Genomic DNA, 17612 nt, shown 5'->3' with positions numbered 1-17612 from the left:
CCGGTGGCACACCGCGCCGCGTAGCGTGATCGCCATACCGGGAGAACCCGACGCAGGACACTCGGTCCAGCACGCAGATCACAGGAGGCGGCCGATGCTCGAACTCAGCCACATCGACAAGTCGTACGGCGAGCGGAAGGTGCTCGACGACGTGAGCTTCCAGGTCGCGCCCGGCCGCATGACCGGGTTCGTCGGCGGGAACGGCGCCGGCAAGACGACGACGATGCGCATCCTGCTCGGTGTCCTCGCCGCGAACGCCGGAACCGTCACCCTCGACGGCACCCCGCTCACCCCGGAGGACCGCCGCCGGTTCGGCTACATGCCGGAGGAGCGCGGCCTCTACCCGAAGATGCGGGTCGAGGAACAGCTCGTCTACCTGGCCCGCCTCCACGGGTTCACGACCCACGCCGCCAAGCGCAACGCCGGCGAGCTGCTCGAGCGTCTCGGCCTCGGCGAGCGCCGGAACGACGCCCTCGAGAGCCTGTCGCTCGGCAACCAGCAGCGGGCGCAGATCGCCGCGGCGCTCGTGCACGACCCCGACGTCCTCGTCCTCGACGAGCCGTTCTCGGGCCTCGACCCGATGGCCGTCGACGTGGTCGTCGGCGTGCTCAGCGAGTTCGCCGCAGACGGCTCCCCCGTCCTGTTCTCCAGTCACCAGCTCGACATCGTGGAACGCCTCTGCGACGACCTCGTGATCATCGCCGGTGGCAGGATCCGCGCCTCCGGCTCGCGCGAGTCGCTCCGTGAAGCCCACGCCGGCAACCGCTACGAGCTGCTCACCGCGGCCGACACCGGCTGGCTGCGCGAGCGTGCGGGGATCTCCGTCGTCGACTTCGACGGTGGCTACGCCCTCTTCGACGCCGACGACGCCCAGGCGGCGCAGGCCGTGCTCCGTGAGGCACTGACCCACGGTGACGTCACGAGCTTCGCCCCCCTCCGCCCCACCCTCGCCCAGATCTTCAAGGAGGTCATCCAGTGACCACGGCAACCGAGTCCCCGATCCAGCCCGCCGGTCGTCGTCGCTCCGGCCCGGCCTCCCCCAGCCTCGTGCAGAGCATCGGTCTCGTCGCCGAGCGCGAGGTCAAGATGCGTCTGCGCAGCAAGACGTTCCTCATCTCGACAGGCATCCTGCTCCTCGTGATCCTCGCCGGCATCGTCGTCGGCGGGTTCCTCGCGAAGAACACCGCCTCGGAGACCACGAAGATCGCGGTCGTCGGGAACGCGGGTGCGGGACTCGTCGACGGCAAGACCTTCGACGTGACCGAGGCGGCCGACGTCGCCGCAGCTGAAGCCCTGGTGAAGTCGGGTGGTGTGGAGGCGGCGATCGCACCGGCCACCGACGACAACCCCACGGGTGTCCAGGTCATCTTCGACTCCGAGGCCTCCAGCACGCTCATCATGCAGCTGAGCGCGCAGCCGCAGGTCACCATCCTCGATCCCGACGCGGACGGCTCCGCGGGCTTCCTGCTCTACATCGTGTCGCTCGGGTTCGGTCTCGTGTTCTTCGTCTCCGCCACCACCTTCGGGGCGTCGATCGCGCAGAGCGTCGTCGAGGAGAAGCAGACCCGCGTCGTCGAGATCCTCATGTCCGCCATCCCCGTGAAGGCGCTCCTCGCAGGCAAGGTGCTCGGCAACAGCATCCTGGCGTTCGGGCAGATCCTGGCGATCGCGGCGCTGTCGGTGATCGGACTGACCGTGACGGGCCAGACGGAGCTGCTCGCCGGACTCGGGACCCCGGTCGTCTGGTTCGTGGTCTTCTTCGTGCTCGGCTTCATCCTGCTGGCCGCGCTGTTCGCCGCTGCCGGATCGCTGGTCTCGCGTCAAGAGGACATCGGTTCGACGACGACCCCGATTACGATGCTGATCATGATCCCGTACTTCGCCGTCATCTTCTTCAACGACAACCCGGTGGTGATGACGATCATGTCCTACGTGCCGTTCTCGGCAGCCGTGGGCATGCCCGTCCGTCTCTTCGTCGGCTCGGCGCAGTGGTGGGAGCCGATCCTGTCCCTGCTGATCCTCGCGATCACCGCGGCGCTCGTCATCCTCGTCGGCTCGCGGATCTACGAGAACTCGCTGCTGAAAATGGGTGGCCGGGTCAAACTCTCGGAAGCGCTCAAGGCATGAGCGGGCTCGGCGGGATCGACGAGGTCTTCAACCCGGGCGCCTTCGAGGCCAAGCAGTTCCTCGACGCCGAGCAGCGCCTCCCCGCGCCGGCCCCGCTCGCGGGCGATCCGGCGGGCGACATCTACGGCGACGAGCCCATCGTGCTCGACCTCGTGGACGAGGACGAAGAGGACCAGGACGCCCGACTGACGCCCGAGCAGGCCGCCGCGCTGGCGGCCGAGCAGCCGGCTCAGCCCTCCGCCGAGGACGAGCAGCAGGCCGCCGTCGCCTCCTCGATCGCCGTGCACGCGCTCGCCTACGAGCACGCGCTCGCGCAGGAGACCCCGGACGCGGAGCCGGAGCCCGGTGCGCACGCCGACGTCGACGCCGCGATCGACGCCGTGCCCGAGGAGGTCGTCCCCTCCTCCGACGGCCCACGTCACGCCGCCGACTGACCCTGTTTCCCGGTTCACAATTCAGGAGCGCCTCGGCGCGTCCCCGCCGACATGCACGGTGCGGGGGCGCCACGCCCGGGCGCTCCTGAATTGTGAACATGCCCGACGGCGACCCGAGCACGCAGGAAGTCGGCCCGCGATGCACGGAAGCTGCGTGTGGCATGCGCGAGGATGGATCAGTGACCGACTCTCTGCATGACACCAGCATCCGTGGCTTCGCCTCCGACAACTACTCCGGCGTCCACCCCGAGATCCTCGACGCCCTCGCGGCGGCCAACGGCGGCCACCAGATCGCCTACGGCGAGGACGACTACACCCGTCGGCTGCACGAGGTCTTCGCCGATCACTTCGGCCGCGACGTCGCCGTGTTCCCCGTCTTCAACGGCACCGGCGCGAACGTCGTCGGTCTGCAGTCCATGCTCCCGCGCTGGGGTGCCGTCATCTCGGCGTCGACCGCGCACATCAACTCCGACGAGGGCGGTGCGCCGGAGCGGGTCGGTGGCATCAAGCTCCTGACGGTCGACGCCCCCGACGGCAAGCTCACGCCCGACCTCATCGACCGCGAAGCGTGGGGCTGGGGCGACGAGCACCGTGCACAGCCGCTCGTCGTCTCGATCACGCAGACCACCGAGCTCGGCACCCTGTACACGCCCGAGGAGATCCGCGCGATCGCCGACCACGCGCACGGTCACGGCATGAAGCTGCACCTCGACGGCGCCCGCATCGCCAACGCCGCAGCAGCCCTCGGCGTCCCACTGCGCGCGTTCACCGCCGATGCCGGCGTCGACGTGCTGTCCTTCGGTGGGACGAAGAACGGACTCATGTTCGGCGAGGCCATCGTCGTGCTCGAACCGTCGGCATCGGAGGGCCTCGTCTACCTGCGGAAGCTCAACATGCAGCTGGCGTCCAAGATGCGCTTCGGTGCGGCGCAGCTCATCGCCCTGCTCGAGCCGGCGGCCGACGGTGGCGACGGGCTCTGGCTCCGCTCCGCGACCCACGCGAACGCGATGGCCGCGCGCCTCCGCACCTCCCTCGAGGCCCTCATCGCCGTCGGCGAGGCACCGGGACTCGGCTTCAGCCAGCCGACCCAGGCCAACGCGGTGTTCGCGACCCTGCCAGCGGGCGTCCCCGACCGCTTGCGCGAACGCTTCCGCTTCTACGACTGGGACGCCGCGAAGGGCGAGGTGCGCTGGATGTGCTCGTTCGACACCACGGAGGACGACATCGACGCGTTCGTCGCCGCGATCCGCGAGGAACTCGCCCGCGCGTAGCGGCCGGTCACGATGACGTCGGGCCTCTGCGCGTCGACCCCCGATATGGCAAGGTTGGAGATCGGGCTTCCAACCGGATGAGAGAGACGGTCATGCACTATCAGTCGACGCGGGGCCACGATCTGCCCCAGCACTTCTCGGACATCCTCCTCGGCGGGCTCGCCCCGGACGGCGGCCTGTACCTCCCGGCCGAGTACCCGCAGCTGACCGCTGAGGAGCTCGAGTCGTGGCGCGGGCTGTCCTATGCCGACCTCGCGTTCGCCGTGCTGTCGAAGTTCGCCGACGACATCCCCGCCGCCGACCTCCAGGACATCACCCGTCGCACCTACACCGCCGAGGTGTACTCGAACGGCCGCGCCGGCGACGACGCCTCGCTCATCACCCCGCTGCGCACCCTCGGCGAGGAGGGCGGCACCGAGCTGCAGCTCCTCGGCCTCTCGAACGGCCCGACGCTCGCCTTCAAGGACATGGCGATGCAGTTGCTCGGCAACCTCTTCGAGTACACGCTCGCGAAGAGTGGCGACGAGCTCAACATCCTCGGCGCGACGTCCGGCGACACCGGGAGCGCGGCCGAGCACGCCATGCGCGGCAAGACCGGCATCCGGGTCATCATGCTGAGCCCGCACGGCCGCATGAGTAGCTTCCAGCGCGCGCAGATGTTCAGCCTCCAGGACGACAACATCGTGAACCTCGCCGTCGAGGGGAACTTCGACGACTGCCAGGACATCGTGAAGGCCGTCTCGAAGGACGCTCCGTTCAAGGCACTCCACGCCGTCGGTACGGTCAACTCGATCAACTGGGCCCGCGTCGTCGCGCAGGTCGTGTACTACGTGCACGGTTGGCTGCTCGCGACCGACGGTCCGGGCCAGAAGGTGTCGTTCTCGGTGCCGTCCGGCAACTTCGGCAACGTCTGCGCCGGGCACATCGCCCGCTCCATGGGGCTCCCGATCGACCAGCTCGTCGTCGCGACGAACGAGAACGACGTCCTCGACGAGTTCTTCCGCACGGGCGTGTACCGCCCGCGCTCGGCGGCCGAGACGCACCACACCTCCAGCCCGAGCATGGACATCTCGAAGGCGTCGAACTTCGAGCGCTTCCTCTACGACCTCGTCGGTCAGGACGCGACCCGCCTCGGTGAGCTGTTCCGGTCCCTCGACGAGGAGGGCGGGTTCGACCTCTCCGGGACGCCCGAGTTCGAGCGGATCAGCGAGTTCGGCTTCGTCTCCGGTCGCAGCACGCACGCCGACCGCGTCGCCACCATCCGCGACGTGCACGAGCGCTACGGCGTCACGATCGACCCGCACACCGCCGACGGCGTCACGGTCGCCCGCCGCCACCTGCGCGAGGGCGTCCCGATGCTCGTCCTCGAGACCGCGCTGCCGGCGAAGTTCGCCGAGATCGTCCGCGAGGCGCTCGGCGAGGAACCGGAGCGACCGGAGGCGTTCGAGGGCATCGAGGGGCTCGAACAGCGCTTCGAGATCGTGCCGGCCGACGTCGACCGCATCAAGGCGATCATCGTGGAGCACACCGGCCGCTGAGAGGCCCGCCTGCTCGAGCCGCCCGTCTCCCGAGCCACTCCGTTCCCCGAGCCTGTCGAGGGGCGCCGTCACTCCCCGAGGCTCATCGGTTCGACCAGCACGCCGAGTCGCGTCCGCACCCACCACGCGCCCGTCTCGCGGCGTTCGCGGCCCGTTGTGAACCGGTAGCGCCAGACGGTCACGCGGATCCACCGCGGTGGGCCGTCGGGGAACGGGTTCTCGCGCAGCAGCGCGAGGGCCGCCCGGTCACCCTGCAGGAGTCGTTCGAGGTACCGCTCGAACCACGCCGTGTCGCGGACACCGAGGGCCAGGAACCAGAGCAGCCAGTCGAGTCGCAGATGGTACGGTGCGAACTGCGGCGGCCGACGCAACGGGTCACCGGGTTTCCCACGGAACCCGTACTCGCGCCAGCCGGTCTCGTCGCCCAGGTCGGCGGCGTCGGTCCCCTCGACGATCAGCTCGCGGCGCACCTTCGTCACCGTGCCGAACGCGCCGTAGGCGTTGACCAGGTGATAGCGGTTGAAGCTGGCGTTCATCAGCTGGCGACGGGAGAACAGGTTGATCAGCGGGCGGATGCTCAGGAGGACGAGGCCCGCGGTCACGGCGAGGACGAGCAGCGTCCACCAGGGCGGCGACGAGCCTGAGCCGTCCGTCGCAGCACCGCCCGACGACGGCAGCCACGGCAGCGCGGCTCGGAGGCTGGTGTCGGAGACCGCCGCGAATGCGAGGACCACCGTGATCCAGTTGAGCCACGCGAAGTTGCCCGTCACGATGAGCCAGAGCTGACTCAGGATGATGAGACCGGCAGCGATCGAGGCGACCGGTTGTGGCGCGAACAGGAACCACGGCACCCCGAGCTGCACCACGTGGTTGCCGACGACCTCCACGCGGTGCGCCCACCGGGGCAGCCGGTGCGCGTGCCAGCTGAACGGGCCGGGCATGGGCTGCGTCTCGTGGTGGAACTCCATCGCGGTCAGGTCGCGCCACTCGCGCCCGCCGCGGATCTTGATCATCCCGGCACCGAACTCGAGACGGAAGACGAGCCAGCAGAGGAACAGCAGCACCGGGGCGGGCGGCGGCACCTCGCGGGACCCGAGGAAGGCGACGATGAACCCCGCCTCCAGCAGCAGCGTCTCCCAGCCGAAGGCGGTGAACGTCTGGCCGACGTTGACGATCGAGAGGTACCCCGCCCACAGCAGGAGGAAGGCGACCATCGGCACCCAGGGCGGCCCGAGCTGCGGCAGGCCGACGACGAGGGTGGCTGCGACCAGGGTGCCTCCCCAGGCGACGATCAGCAGCAGCCGATCGGAGTAGCGCCAGTGGAAGAGGCTCGGCGACTGCCGGAAACGGACTCGACGGAGGAACGCCGGGACGGGGAGCAGCCCGCGTTCACCGAGCAGCGCCGGGAACTGGTTCACCGTCGACACGAACGCGACGAGGAAGACGGCTGCGACACCGCGTTGCAGGACCTCCCGGGCGAGCAGGGCGTCGGTGGCGTCGAACCAGGTCCAGGTCATCCGCGTCCCCCTCACCGCTCGGCTCCGGCGGGAGGGCCCGAGGCTCCCGCGCCGACAGGATAGATCCGTCGCGCAGGCGACACCAGCCCTGAACACCGGCTCATACACCGACCTACGCTGACGGGCATGACCGACACCACTTCAGGACCAGACGACCAGACCAGCGCCCGGCAGGAGCCGATCAGCCAGGGTGCGGGCGCTCCACTGCTCGGTGAGCCGATCGACGACGGCGCCACCGTCCCGGACGGCACCGACGGACCGCTCGTCACCGACGCCCAGGACGCCCGACCGGACGGCCACGACGGATCGGACCTCGACGACACGGGCGACGAGGTCCCCATCGACCGGCCGACGGACGATCACGCGTTCGATCCGTTCGACGACACGCGGGTCGGCCCGGGCGACGAGGAACTGGCGGACGACATCGACGACGCCGACGACGGCTCCGAGCTGCAGGACGACGGCACGGCGCCGGAGCTGGGCGAACAGCGCAGAGGATAGGCCTCGGACGGGCGGTGGCCAAGCCCCCGCGGGCGGCGCGCGCACCGGCCTACGCTGCCTGCATGACCGATCCCATGGATGCAGCAGCAGCAGATGCCCAGCGCGACGCCCTCGCGCACGGTGGACCCGGCGCCCAGGCGCACGTGCCCGGCGAGGACTCGACCGACAGCTCCGTCGGCGGGGTCGTCCCTGACGGCGACGCGTTCGACCGTTCGGGAGACGACGCGGCCCCCGGCGACGGCGGCCTGAGCAACGCCGGTGACGGCGTCGGTGGCGACGACGTGGTCGGCGACGCCGGCCTCGACGGAGCCGACGACACCGAGGACTCCGTCGAGGACCTGGACGACGCCGACGACCTCGCGGACCGCGCCCCGGTCGGCGACAGCTTCGGCGAAGGCCCGGAGTAGAACGGAGTCGCACCAGGGCGGACGCCGCTCCGGTCACTGAGCAGCGAGGAATCACACCCGGGCGCGCGCCGCTCCGGTCCCCGAGCCTGTCGAAGGGCGCTCAGGGGACGAGGATGAGCTTCCCGCTCGGGTGACCCGACTCGCTCTCGCGGTGCGCATCGGCGGCCTCGGCGAGAGGCCGGACGGTGCCGAGCTCGAAGCTGAAGCGACCCTGCTCGACGAGGGACGCGACCGCCGGGATCGCCTCCGCCCGCCAGGCCTGCTCCTGCGCCGTGAGCGGGAGCGGGTTCCCGCCGGACCACGCCTGGATCCCGAGGTCGGCCGCCTTCGCACCGACGACGATCGTGCCGATGTGCTGCCGGTCCTCGACCAGCTCGAACGAGGTCTCGAGCGCCTCGTCGGTGCCGACGGCGTCGAGCACCCGGTCGACGCCCTGCGGGGCGGCCTCGCGCACGCGCTCGACGAGCCCGGGACCGTAGGTGACGGGGATCGCCCCGAGCTCCCGCAGGCGCGCATGGTTCCCCTCGCTCGCGGTGGCGACGACGGTCGCTCCCCACGCGACGGCGAACTGCACTGCCGCGTGCCCCACCGAGCCCGATCCGCCGTGGATCAGGAGGGTCGTCCCCTCGGTCACGCCGAGCGACCGGAGCGCCTGGTAGGCCGTGCTCACGGGGATGCCGATCGCCGCCGCCTCCTCGAAGGAGATGGCCGCCGGTTTGCGGATGATCTGGTCGGGCGTGACGACGACATGGGTCGCGTACGTCCCGGAGGCGTTGACGACGACGACCTCGTCGCCGATCGACCAGCCCTCGACCCCGTCGCCGACCTCGACGACGACGCCGGCGCCGTCGCTCCCGACGCGTCGGGTGCCGTGCAGCTCGCCGCCGCGGACACCGCTGCGGAGCTTCCAGTCGATCGGGTTCACGCCCGCGGCGCGCACCTCGACGACGAGTTCGCCGTGGCCCGCCTGAGGCGTCGGCACCTCGACGAGCTCGAGGACGTCGGCCGGGCCGAGCTCCTGGTACTGGATGACGGTCGCCATGTCGTTCCCTTCTCGAGACGCGCCGTGCGCGCTCCTGATCGACGTCCGCCGCGCATCGCGACGGCCCTTCGAGGCTACTCCCGACGCTCCTCCCGACGCTCCTCCACAGCCCCTCGGAACCTCCGGACCATGACGCCGCATGACCCGCGGATGGCACCGGCCCCGGCCTCCCGCGTAGCGTTGCAGCATGCCTCCCACTGATGGATCGACGTCCGCAGCGCCCGCCGCCACCATCGCGAACCTCCTCGCCGAGACGCGCAGCTACGCCCCGCCGGCCGACCTCGCCCAGACGGCGAACGTCGGCCCGGAGGAGTGGGCTCGCGCGGCCGCCGACCCGGTGGCGTTCTGGGAGGAGCAGGCCCGACGCCTCGACTGGGTCACCCCGTGGGAGACGGCGCACACCTGGGACCCGGCTCGGCCGGTCGCAGGGTCCGACCCGTCGGACCCCGAGCCCGAACTCACCGTCCCCGCGGCCACCTGGTTCGCCGGGGGAACGCTCAACGTGGCGGTCAACTGCGTCGACCGGCACGTCGACGCCGGACGAGGCGACAAAGTGGCCCTCCACTTCGAGGGAGAGCCGGGCGACCGCCGCTCCATCACCTACGCCGAGTTGCAGCGCGAGGTCGCGAAGGCGGCCAACGCCCTGACGGCACTCGGCATCGGCCAGGGCGACCGCGTCGTCATCTACCTGCCGGTCATCCCCGAGACGGTCATCGCCACCCTCGCCGTCGCCCGCATCGGCGCCATCCACTCCCTCGTGTTCGGTGGGTTCTCGGCCGAGGCGCTGCGCTTCCGGGTGGAGGACACCGAGGCGAAGCTGCTCATCACCACCGACGGCCAGTACCGCCGGGGTGCGGCCGTGCCGGTCAAGCAGAACGCCGACGCCGCCGTCGACGGTGTGCCGTCCGTCGAGCACGTGCTCGTCGTCGCACGCACGGGCGACGAGACGCCGAACGTGCCCTGGACCCCCGGCCGCGACGTCTGGTGGCACGACACCGTGGGTGTCGCCGCCGACACCCACGAGGCCGAGGCGTTCGACGCGGAGAACCCGCTCTTCATCATCTACACGAGCGGCACCACCGGGAAGCCCAAGGGACTCGTCCACACGTCAGGTGGCTACCTCACGCAGGCGTCCTGGACCCACTGGGCGATCTTCGACGCCAAGGACGACGACGTCCACTGGTGCACCGCCGACCTCGCCTGGGTCACCGCGCACACCTATGAGATCTACGGTCCGCTCTCGAACGGGCTCACCCAGGTGATCTACGAGGGCACGCCGAACACCCCGCACCAGGCACGGCACTTCGAGATCATCGAGCGTTACGGCGTGACGACGTACTACACGGCGCCGACGCTCATCCGGACCCTCATGACGTGGTTCCCCGAGGGGCCGCCCGCCGAGTACGACCTCTCGACCCTCCGGCTCCTCGGTACCGTCGGCGAGGCGATCAACCCCGAGGCCTGGATGTGGTTCCGCGAGCGCATCGGGCGCGGCGAGACCCCGGTCGTCGATACCTGGTGGCAGTCGGAGACGGGGTCGGCCGTCATCGCGCCGCTCCCCGGTGCGACCACGATCAAGCCGGGTTCCGGCAGTCGCGCACTCCCCGGCCTGGAGGCGCTGGTCGTCGACGAGGACGGCGAGACGGTGCCGTACGGATCCGGCGGGTATCTGGTCGTCAGCCGCTTCGGGCCGTCGCTCGCGCGCACGGTCTGGGGCAACCCGGAGCGCTACCGCGACTCGTACTGGGCGAAGTACTGGAAGCAGGGCTACTTCTTCTCCGGCGACGGCGCCAAGTGGGACGAGGACGGCGACATCTGGGTCCTCGGGCGCGTCGACGACGTCATCAACGTCTCGGGCCACCGCCTGTCGACCATCGAGATCGAGTCGGCCCTCGTGTCGCATCCCCACGTGGGCGAAGCCGGCGTGGTCGGCGTGCACGACCCGATCACGGGGAGCGCGATCGCCGCGTTCGTCATCCCGTCCTCGCGATCCCACGGTCCGGAGGCCGACGGCGAGGCGTACTGGTTGGAGCGCTCCGCGGCACTCCGCGAGGCACTGCGCTCCCACGTGGCGAACGAGATCGGCCCGATCGCGAAGCCCCGCGACGTCTTCGTGGTCCCGGACCTCCCGAAGACCCGCTCGGGGAAGATCATGCGGCGTCTGCTCGGCGACATCGTCGACCAGCGGCCCCTCGGCGACACGACGTCGCTGCAGGACGAAGCGGCCCCGCACCGGATCGCCGAGATCGTCACTGCTGCACGGACCCTTCAAGCCCGGGAATAGCGCCCCGATCGATGCAGTTGCATCCATCGTCAACGGCGACGCAACCTCTGTCCACTTCCCTTGTTTCGCTTGGAGACCGCATGTCCATCGTCACCCGTACCGCCCAGACCGACGCCCCCATCCTCGACGTCCTCGCCGACCGCTGGAGCCCCCGCGCCTTCGTGAGCGAGCCCGTCGCCGCAGCGAAGATGGCTTCGGCCCTGGAAGCCGCGCGTTGGTCGCCGAGCGCCAACAACGTGCAGCCCTGGCGGTTCATCGTCGGCACCAAGGGCACCGCCACGTTCGACACGATCGCTGAGCAGCTGGTGGCCTTCAACCGCGGTTGGGCCGCTCAGGCCGGCGCGCTCATCGTCGCCGTCGCCGAGACGCTCGACGACGAGGGCAACGAGCGCCCCTGGGCCATCTACGACCTCGGCCAGGCGATGGCGCACCTGAGCATCCAGGCCCACAGCGACGGTCTCTTCGCGCACCAGATGGCCGGCTTCTCCGCCGACGGCATCCGCGAGGCGTTCTCGCTGCCGGATGGCCTCGTGCCGTTCACCGTCACCGCGCTCGGCGAGCTCGGCGAACCCGAGCTCCTGCCCGAGGGCATGCTCCGCGACCGCGAGACCGCTCCGCGTGAGCGCCGTCCCCTCGCCGACCTCGTGATCGTCCAGGAGTAGTCCGCTCGGTTCCTGCACCACCACGCTGCGCAGTCCGGTCCGCCGGGCTGCGCAGTCGTCGTTCGCGGGGCTCATTGTCGTCGTAGCCGGTCCCTGAGCGCCGTCCCCGGTCCCTGCCCTTCGACAGGCTCAGGAACCGCCTGTCGAAGGGCGTGTCCGTCGCGCCGCTACAGCCCCGCGACGAGGTTGATGACGGTCGCCAGGATCACGGAGCCGAAGAGGTACGACAGCAGGGTGTGCTTGAGAACGGTGCGGCGCAGCTCGCTGGACCGCAGCGTCGTGTCGGAGACCTGGTAGGTCATGCCGAGGTCGAACGAGAGGTAGGCGAAGTCGCTGTACTGCGGCGCCTCCTCCTGGTTGAAGTCGATACCGCCCTCCGGCGCCGCGAAGTACATGCGCGCGTACCGCAAGGTGTAGATCGTGTGGATGAGCGCCCAGGAGAGCGCCACGCTCACGACCGCGAACCCGGCGAGCACGCCCTGCTCGACCCCTGAGGACGCCCTCGCCTGCAGGATGACGACACTCAGGGCCACGAGGCTCCCGACACTCGCAAGCACGATGAGCACCTCACTCGTCGTTCGCCCGGGCTCCTCCGAGGTCGCGTGTTCGCGCGTCCGCTCCGGGCCCATCCGCCAGATGCGGATCCAGAGGGAACCGACGAAGACCACACACGTGGTCCCCCAACCGGCGAGGATCGCCCCCGCCCAGAACCAGTTCAGGCCGACGATCACGCCCACGGCGACACCGACGAGGGCGGAGACGGTCAACCGGAGCTTCGCGCCGTGCCGCACCATGATCGTTCCGGACGTCGATGAGCTCACGAGCTGATCGTGGCACCGTCCGTGGAGCGCATGACGCAGGCTCGCGGCCGACGCCGCACCTCACACCGCTTCGACGAACAACTCCTCCAACTCGGCGAAGACGCCGACGGCGAGGCGCTCGAACTGCTCGGCGCTCAGCAGGATCGTCTCGCCCGGGACGAGGCCGGTGAACGACGTCCCCTCGGCGTACTGCAACACGGTCCCCACCGTGAACACCCGGTCGTGGTCGAGGATCGACGCGACGATGAGTTCGAGCTCGTTGAGCGCCCCGGGACCCTTCCCGAGCACCGAGCGCACCCGGTGGACGAACGGCCGGTCGAGCACGAGGGTGAGGCCGGTGAAGAACTCGGGGTCGACCACGGCCAGCGCTGCGGGGTCCGCTCCGGCCTCGGCCAGCGTTTCGCGTCCGGCGACGAGCGCGGCGATCATCGACTTCGCCTCGTCGACCTCTCGCTGTTCGAAGGTCTTGCGTCCCAGCATGGGTGTCTCCTCGGCGTCGCGGATCAGGTGCGCTTCACGCTACTCCCCGGCATGCCCGGATCACAGCAGGCCTCGCGCGTCCGGTGGTCAGGCCTGCTGCCGCTCGCGACGCGGGACGTGGAGCGACACGACGCCGGCGTCGCGGTTGATGCGACGGACCCGCGCCCGCCAGATGAGCGCGAACGCGACGACGAGCACGACCATGGCCGGCACCACGAGCGCCTTGAGCACCGGCAGGCTCGGGAACAGCAGCCCCCAGAGCACGGTGTTGCCGTCCCAGAGGCCGTGCATGACCGCGACGAGCAGGTAGGTCAGGAGTACGCCCACGGTGATCCGGAACCGGCCGTTGCGTGTGGCCGCGAACAGCGCCGCGGCGAACAGCGCCGTCCACAGTGGGTGTCCGACCGGGTCGAAGACGGTCCGGGCGAACGCGGCCCCGGCCGCTTGGAACGCCGGGTGCGAGAGGATCGTCTCGAGTGGTGGCGAACCGGCGGCGAGCTTCTGGGAGGCCTCGACCCCGTCCGCCCACCCTTGCCCGATGTACCAGAGGTTCTCGAGGACGGCGAAGCCGATCCCGACGGCGCCGCCGACGAAGAGCCCGCCGCGGGCGGTCTTCACCGGCAGCCGCCACGCCACGATCACGACGGCGATGATCTTCGCCAGCTCCTCGGCGACCCCGGCGAAGAACAGCCCGATGTCGTGAGGGTTCTCACCGGCATCGGTCGCGGCGACGCCGATGAGGGAGTCGAAGGTGCTGCCGAGCGTGATGGCGATGAAGCCTCCGACCAGGACCGCCCAGAGGAGCGTCGCCGTCGTGACGCCGTCGCCCGGCTGAAGACGTCTGGCCATCATGAGCAGCAATGTCGACGCGGCCAGCCCCGAGCCGAGCAGGATCCACGCGGGGATCACCGCCGGGTTGCCGAGGAGGACGTGCGGCACCAGCAGCAGGAACAGCCAGAGGGCCAGGCCGCCGAAGAAGAACCAGGCGGGGGCGTGCGCGTGACGCCAGAGGGGCACGGCGGTGTCGCTGGTCTCAGGCGTCGTGCTCGGGGCTGCGTGTGACATCGGGTCCTCTCAGGGCGCGCCGACCGGGCCCACCGCGAGGATCACGCTAGTGCGCGGCATCCGTCGCACACCAGGGGGTTCCTCCCCCACTCGGGGGTCGCGGCCAGCGCGGTGCTGTCGCGCGAGCGCGGGGCATACGCGTGAGCGCGCCCCTCCGGAGGGGCGCGCTGACATCGGTGGGTCGCGCTCGGGTCAGCGCACCGCGCTGGCCGCAAGCAGCCGGCTAGGCCGGGACCACCGCTCGCTCGACCGTGAGGCCGTCGCCGTCGCTCGCAAGCCCGACGTGGACGGTGTCGCCGTCGCGGATCGAGCCGTCGAGGATCGCCCGCGCGAGGCGGTCGTCGATCTCCCGCTGCATGAGTCGACGCAGCGGACGCGCGCCGTACATCGGGTCGTATCCGCGCTCCGCGAGCCACGCACGGGCGTCGGGCGTGACGGCGAGGTGGAGCCGACGCTCACCCAGTCGACGCTGCAGGCGGTCGATGTACAGCTCGACGATCTGGCCGAGCTCCGCCTCGCTGAGCGGCTGGAACACGACGATGTCGTCGAGACGGTTGATGAACTCCGGCTTGAACGCCTGGCGCACGAGCTGCTGCACTGCCTCCTCCTTCTGCTCGAGGGAGAGCGAGGCATCCATCAGGTACTGCGAGCCGAGGTTGGAGGTCAGCACGAGGATGACGTTCCGGAAGTCGACGGTGCGCCCCTGTCCATCGGTCAGCCGGCCGTCGTCGAGCACCTGCAGGAGGATGTCGAACACCTCGGGGTGCGCCTTCTCGACCTCGTCGAGCAGCACGACGGAGTACGGGCGTCGACGAACGGCCTCGGTGAGCTGCCCGCCCTGCTCGTAGCCGACGTACCCAGGAGGCGCGCCGACGAGCCGGGAGACCGAGTGCTTCTCGCCGTACTCGGACATGTCGATGCGGACCATGGCCTTCTCGTCGTCGAAGAGGAACTCGGCGAGCGCCTTGGCCAGCTCGGTCTTGCCGACGCCGGTGGGGCCGAGGAACATGAACGAACCGGTCGGGCGGTCGGGGTCGGAGATGCCGGCCCGGGTGCGCCGGACGGCGTCGGACACGGCGGCGACCGCACGGTGCTGCCCGATGAGTCGGCGGGACAGCTCCTGCTCGAGGTGCAGCAGTTTCTCCGTCTCGCCCTGCAACAGGCGACCGACGGGGATGCCGGTCCACGCGGCGATGACAGCGGCGATGTCCTCGGCGGTCACCTGGTCGTTGACCATCCGGGGCTCGCCGTCGGTGTCCTGCTCGGCCGACTCCGCGAGCGCGAGTTCGCGTTCGAGCTGCGGGATGTCGGCGTAGAGGAGCTTGGACGCCTGTTCGAGCTTGCCCTCGCGCTGGGCGCGTTCGGCCTTGCTCCGGGCGGCGTCGAGCTGCTTCTTGAGGTCGCCGACCCGGTTGAGGCTCGCACGCTCGCGCTCCCAGCGCGCCTGCAGCTCGCCGAGCGCGGCCTGGCGGGTCGCGAGGTCCTCCCGGAGGCGGGCGAGGCGCTCCTTGGAGGCGTCGTCCTTCTCCTTCTTCAGGGCGAGCTCCTCGAGCTTCAGGCGGTCGACGCTGCGTCGCAGTTCGTCGATCTCGACGGGTGCCGAGTCGATCTCCATGCGCAGTCGGCTGGCAGCCTCGTCGATGAGGTCGATCGCCTTGTCGGGCAGCTGCCGCGACGTGATGTAGCGGTTGGACAGGGCTGCTGCGGCGACGAGCGCGTTGTCGGCGATGGCCACCTTGTGGTGCGCCTCGTACCGCTCCTTGAGGCCACGGAGGATGGCGACCGTGTCCTCGACGCTCGGCTCACCCACGAACACCTGCTGGAAGCGACGCTCCATGGCGGCGTCCTTCTCGATGAACTCGCGGTACTCGTCGAGCGTGGTCGCGCCGATGAGCCGGAGCTCACCGCGGGCGAGCATGGGCTTCAGCATGTTGGCCGCGGCGACGGACCCCTCGCCGCCACCGGCGCCCATGAGGACGTGGAGCTCGTCGATGAAGGTGATGATCTGTCCGTCGGACTCGTCGATCTCCTTGAGCACCGCCTTGAGGCGCTCCTCGAACTGCCCGCGGTACATGGCACCCGCCACGAGCGCGGAGAGGTCGAGGGAGATGAGCTGCTTGCCCTTGAGGCTCTCGGCGACGTCGCCCGCGACGATGCGCTGGGCGAGGCCTTCGACGACGGCGGTCTTGCCGACGCCGGGCTCGCCGATGAGGACGGGGTTGTTCTTGGTGCGTCGCGTGAGCACCTGGCTCACGCGGCGGATCTCGGCGTCGCGGCCGATGACCGGATCGAGCTTGCCGGAGGCGGCGATCTCGGTCAGGTTGACGCCGTACTGCTCGAGCGCGCTGCGCTGATCCTCTTGCTGAGGCGTCTGGCCTGCTGGCATGGGTACGGTCTCCTGTTCAAAACTTGAGTTGATGTGACTCAAGTTTACCACCGCCACTCTCTGCCGACAAGATGCGATCGGCAGGTGATCTCCAGCGCATCGAAGGGTAGGCTTACCTATCGATGCCTCGCCTCAGTGAACAGACCCCCGACTCGATCTTCATCCTCCTCGCAGCCGTCGTCCGGCGCATCGAGCAGGTGAGCCCGAGCTATCGGCGATTCACGTTCACCGGTCCCGAGGTCCAGCACATCGCGGACAACCGTCACGACCAGCGCATCAAGCTGCTCTTCCCGCTGCCCGACACCGGCTTCGACGAGCTGCCGATGCACGACGACTGGTACCAGGCGTGGCGACTGCTGCCCAACGACAAACGTCACCCGATGCGCACGTACACGATCCGCGAGGTCCGGCCCGAGCTCGCCGAGTTCGACGTCGACATCGCGCTGCACGGCCGCGTCGGCCCCGCGTCCACCTGGGCGATGGACGCGAAGGTCGGCGACGAGCTCGTCGTCAACGTCCCCAACGCCCGCTCAGCGGTACCGGCCGGCGGCATCGACTGGCACGCGCCGGCCACCGTCGACCAGGTGCTCCTCGCCGGCGACGAGACGGCCCTGCCCGGGATCGCCGGGATCCTCGAGCGCCTGCCGAGCACCGCGCGCGGGATCGCCGTCGTCGAGCTGCCGCACGAGGACGACATCGCCGCCCTGTCCACGAAGCCCGACGGGGTCGAGGTCGTCGTCCTCCCCCGCGGCGACCAGCCCGTGGGCACCCTGCTCATCCCCGAGGTCGAGCGCATCGCGAGCCGCCTCGCGCCGAGCGTCGACACCGCCACGATCGCCACGCAGCCGGCACTCGAGGACGTCGACGTCGACACCGAGCTGCTCTGGGAAGCGCCGGTCAACGCGACCGGAGGCCCCGTCCTCGAGAGCGCACCGCTCTACGCGTGGCTCGCCGGAGAGGCGTCGGCGATCAAGACGCTCCGCCGACACCTCGTCTCCGGGTGCGGCGTCGACCGCAAGTCGGTCGCGTTCATGGGCTACTGGCGACACGGCAAGGCCGAAGACAACCGATGAGCCG

The 17612-nt window shown here is 70.2% G+C and carries 16 protein-coding genes; 10 read left to right on the top strand and 6 right to left on the bottom strand.

Annotation, left to right across the window (positions count from 1 at the left end):
* Nucleotides 1-94: 94 nt before the first annotated feature.
* The 5 genes from EAO79_RS07600 to thrC all read left to right on the top strand — a co-directional run bounded on the left by EAO79_RS07600 (nucleotide 95) and on the right by thrC (nucleotide 5370).
* Nucleotides 95-979: an ABC transporter ATP-binding protein gene (locus EAO79_RS07600; RefSeq protein WP_124768601.1), complete on the top strand. Its 885-nt coding sequence runs from the start codon at nucleotides 95-97 to the stop codon at nucleotides 977-979.
* Nucleotides 976-2127, top strand: a complete 1152-nt coding sequence (locus tag EAO79_RS07595; RefSeq protein ID WP_241161013.1) for an ABC transporter permease — start codon at nucleotides 976-978, stop codon at nucleotides 2125-2127. Before EAO79_RS07600 ends, EAO79_RS07595 begins: the two co-directional genes overlap by 4 nt.
* On the top strand, nucleotides 2124-2561 hold the full coding sequence (locus EAO79_RS07590; RefSeq protein WP_079704981.1) for a hypothetical protein: 438 nt from the start codon (nucleotides 2124-2126) through the stop codon (nucleotides 2559-2561). The genes EAO79_RS07595 and EAO79_RS07590 overlap by 4 nt, the downstream gene beginning before the upstream one ends.
* Nucleotides 2562-2722: 161 nt before the next feature.
* Nucleotides 2723-3832, top strand: a complete 1110-nt coding sequence (locus EAO79_RS07585; protein WP_206428305.1) for a low specificity L-threonine aldolase — start codon at nucleotides 2723-2725, stop codon at nucleotides 3830-3832.
* A 92-nt stretch (nucleotides 3833-3924) separates the two neighbouring features.
* Complete coding sequence (gene thrC, locus EAO79_RS07580) at nucleotides 3925-5370, top strand: threonine synthase (RefSeq protein ID WP_124768599.1); 1446 nt, start codon at nucleotides 3925-3927, stop codon at nucleotides 5368-5370.
* A 68-nt stretch (nucleotides 5371-5438) separates the two neighbouring features.
* Here thrC and EAO79_RS07575 read toward each other — a convergent pair whose 3' ends face one another.
* Nucleotides 5439-6887, bottom strand: a complete 1449-nt coding sequence (locus EAO79_RS07575) for a lipase maturation factor family protein (RefSeq protein WP_124768598.1) — start codon at nucleotides 6885-6887, stop codon at nucleotides 5439-5441.
* A 126-nt stretch (nucleotides 6888-7013) separates the two neighbouring features.
* Here EAO79_RS07575 and EAO79_RS07570 point away from each other — a divergent pair, with 126 nt between their 5' ends.
* Together EAO79_RS07570 and EAO79_RS07565 are read left to right on the top strand one after the other, a co-directional pair.
* Entirely contained in the window at nucleotides 7014-7388 is a 375-nt protein-coding gene (locus EAO79_RS07570) for a hypothetical protein (protein WP_124768597.1), read from the top strand.
* A gap of 62 nt (nucleotides 7389-7450) precedes the next feature.
* A complete protein-coding gene (locus EAO79_RS07565; protein ID WP_124768596.1) occupies nucleotides 7451-7795 on the top strand; it encodes a hypothetical protein in 345 nt (114 codons plus the stop codon).
* A 100-nt stretch (nucleotides 7796-7895) separates the two neighbouring features.
* Here EAO79_RS07565 and EAO79_RS07560 read toward each other — a convergent pair whose 3' ends face one another.
* The gene (locus tag EAO79_RS07560; protein ID WP_124768595.1) at nucleotides 7896-8837 is read right to left on the bottom strand and encodes an NADP-dependent oxidoreductase; all 942 of its coding nucleotides are present in this window, start codon (nucleotides 8835-8837) and stop codon (nucleotides 7896-7898) included.
* Nucleotides 8838-9024: 187 nt separating this feature from the next.
* Here EAO79_RS07560 and acs point away from each other — a divergent pair, with 187 nt between their 5' ends.
* Both acs and EAO79_RS07550 read left to right on the top strand, forming a co-directional pair.
* Complete coding sequence (acs, locus tag EAO79_RS07555) at nucleotides 9025-11121, top strand: acetate--CoA ligase (RefSeq protein WP_124768594.1); 2097 nt, start codon at nucleotides 9025-9027, stop codon at nucleotides 11119-11121.
* 80 nt (nucleotides 11122-11201) lie between these two features.
* Complete coding sequence (locus EAO79_RS07550; RefSeq protein WP_079704973.1) at nucleotides 11202-11783, top strand: nitroreductase family protein; 582 nt, start codon at nucleotides 11202-11204, stop codon at nucleotides 11781-11783.
* Nucleotides 11784-11950: 167 nt separating this feature from the next.
* On the opposite strand, the gene EAO79_RS07545 is transcribed toward EAO79_RS07550, so the two are convergent.
* The 4 genes from EAO79_RS07545 to EAO79_RS07530 all read right to left on the bottom strand — a co-directional run bounded on the left by EAO79_RS07545 (nucleotide 11951) and on the right by EAO79_RS07530 (nucleotide 16535).
* A complete protein-coding gene (locus EAO79_RS07545) occupies nucleotides 11951-12604 on the bottom strand; it encodes a DUF1345 domain-containing protein (RefSeq protein WP_229940487.1) in 654 nt (217 codons plus the stop codon).
* 60 nt (nucleotides 12605-12664) lie between these two features.
* Entirely contained in the window at nucleotides 12665-13084 is a 420-nt protein-coding gene (locus EAO79_RS07540; protein ID WP_124768593.1) for a hypothetical protein, read from the bottom strand.
* An 87-nt stretch (nucleotides 13085-13171) separates the two neighbouring features.
* Nucleotides 13172-14149 (bottom strand): PrsW family glutamic-type intramembrane protease, encoded by a 978-nt coding sequence (locus EAO79_RS07535; protein WP_124768592.1) that lies wholly within the window; start codon nucleotides 14147-14149, stop codon nucleotides 13172-13174.
* A gap of 223 nt (nucleotides 14150-14372) precedes the next feature.
* Nucleotides 14373-16535, bottom strand: coding sequence for an ATP-dependent Clp protease ATP-binding subunit (locus EAO79_RS07530; RefSeq protein ID WP_121291528.1), 2163 nt, complete (start codon nucleotides 16533-16535; stop codon nucleotides 14373-14375).
* A gap of 122 nt (nucleotides 16536-16657) precedes the next feature.
* Between EAO79_RS07530 and EAO79_RS07525 the strand changes: the two genes are divergently transcribed.
* Nucleotides 16658-17608 (top strand): siderophore-interacting protein, encoded by a 951-nt coding sequence (locus tag EAO79_RS07525; protein ID WP_124768591.1) that lies wholly within the window; start codon nucleotides 16658-16660, stop codon nucleotides 17606-17608.
* The last annotated feature ends 4 nt before the right edge of the window (nucleotides 17609-17612 follow it).

This window comes from Plantibacter sp. PA-3-X8, from assembly GCF_003856975.1.
Lineage (GTDB): Bacteria > Actinomycetota > Actinomycetes > Actinomycetales > Microbacteriaceae > Plantibacter > Plantibacter auratus.
This window is presented reverse-complemented; position numbering and strand designations above follow the sequence as displayed.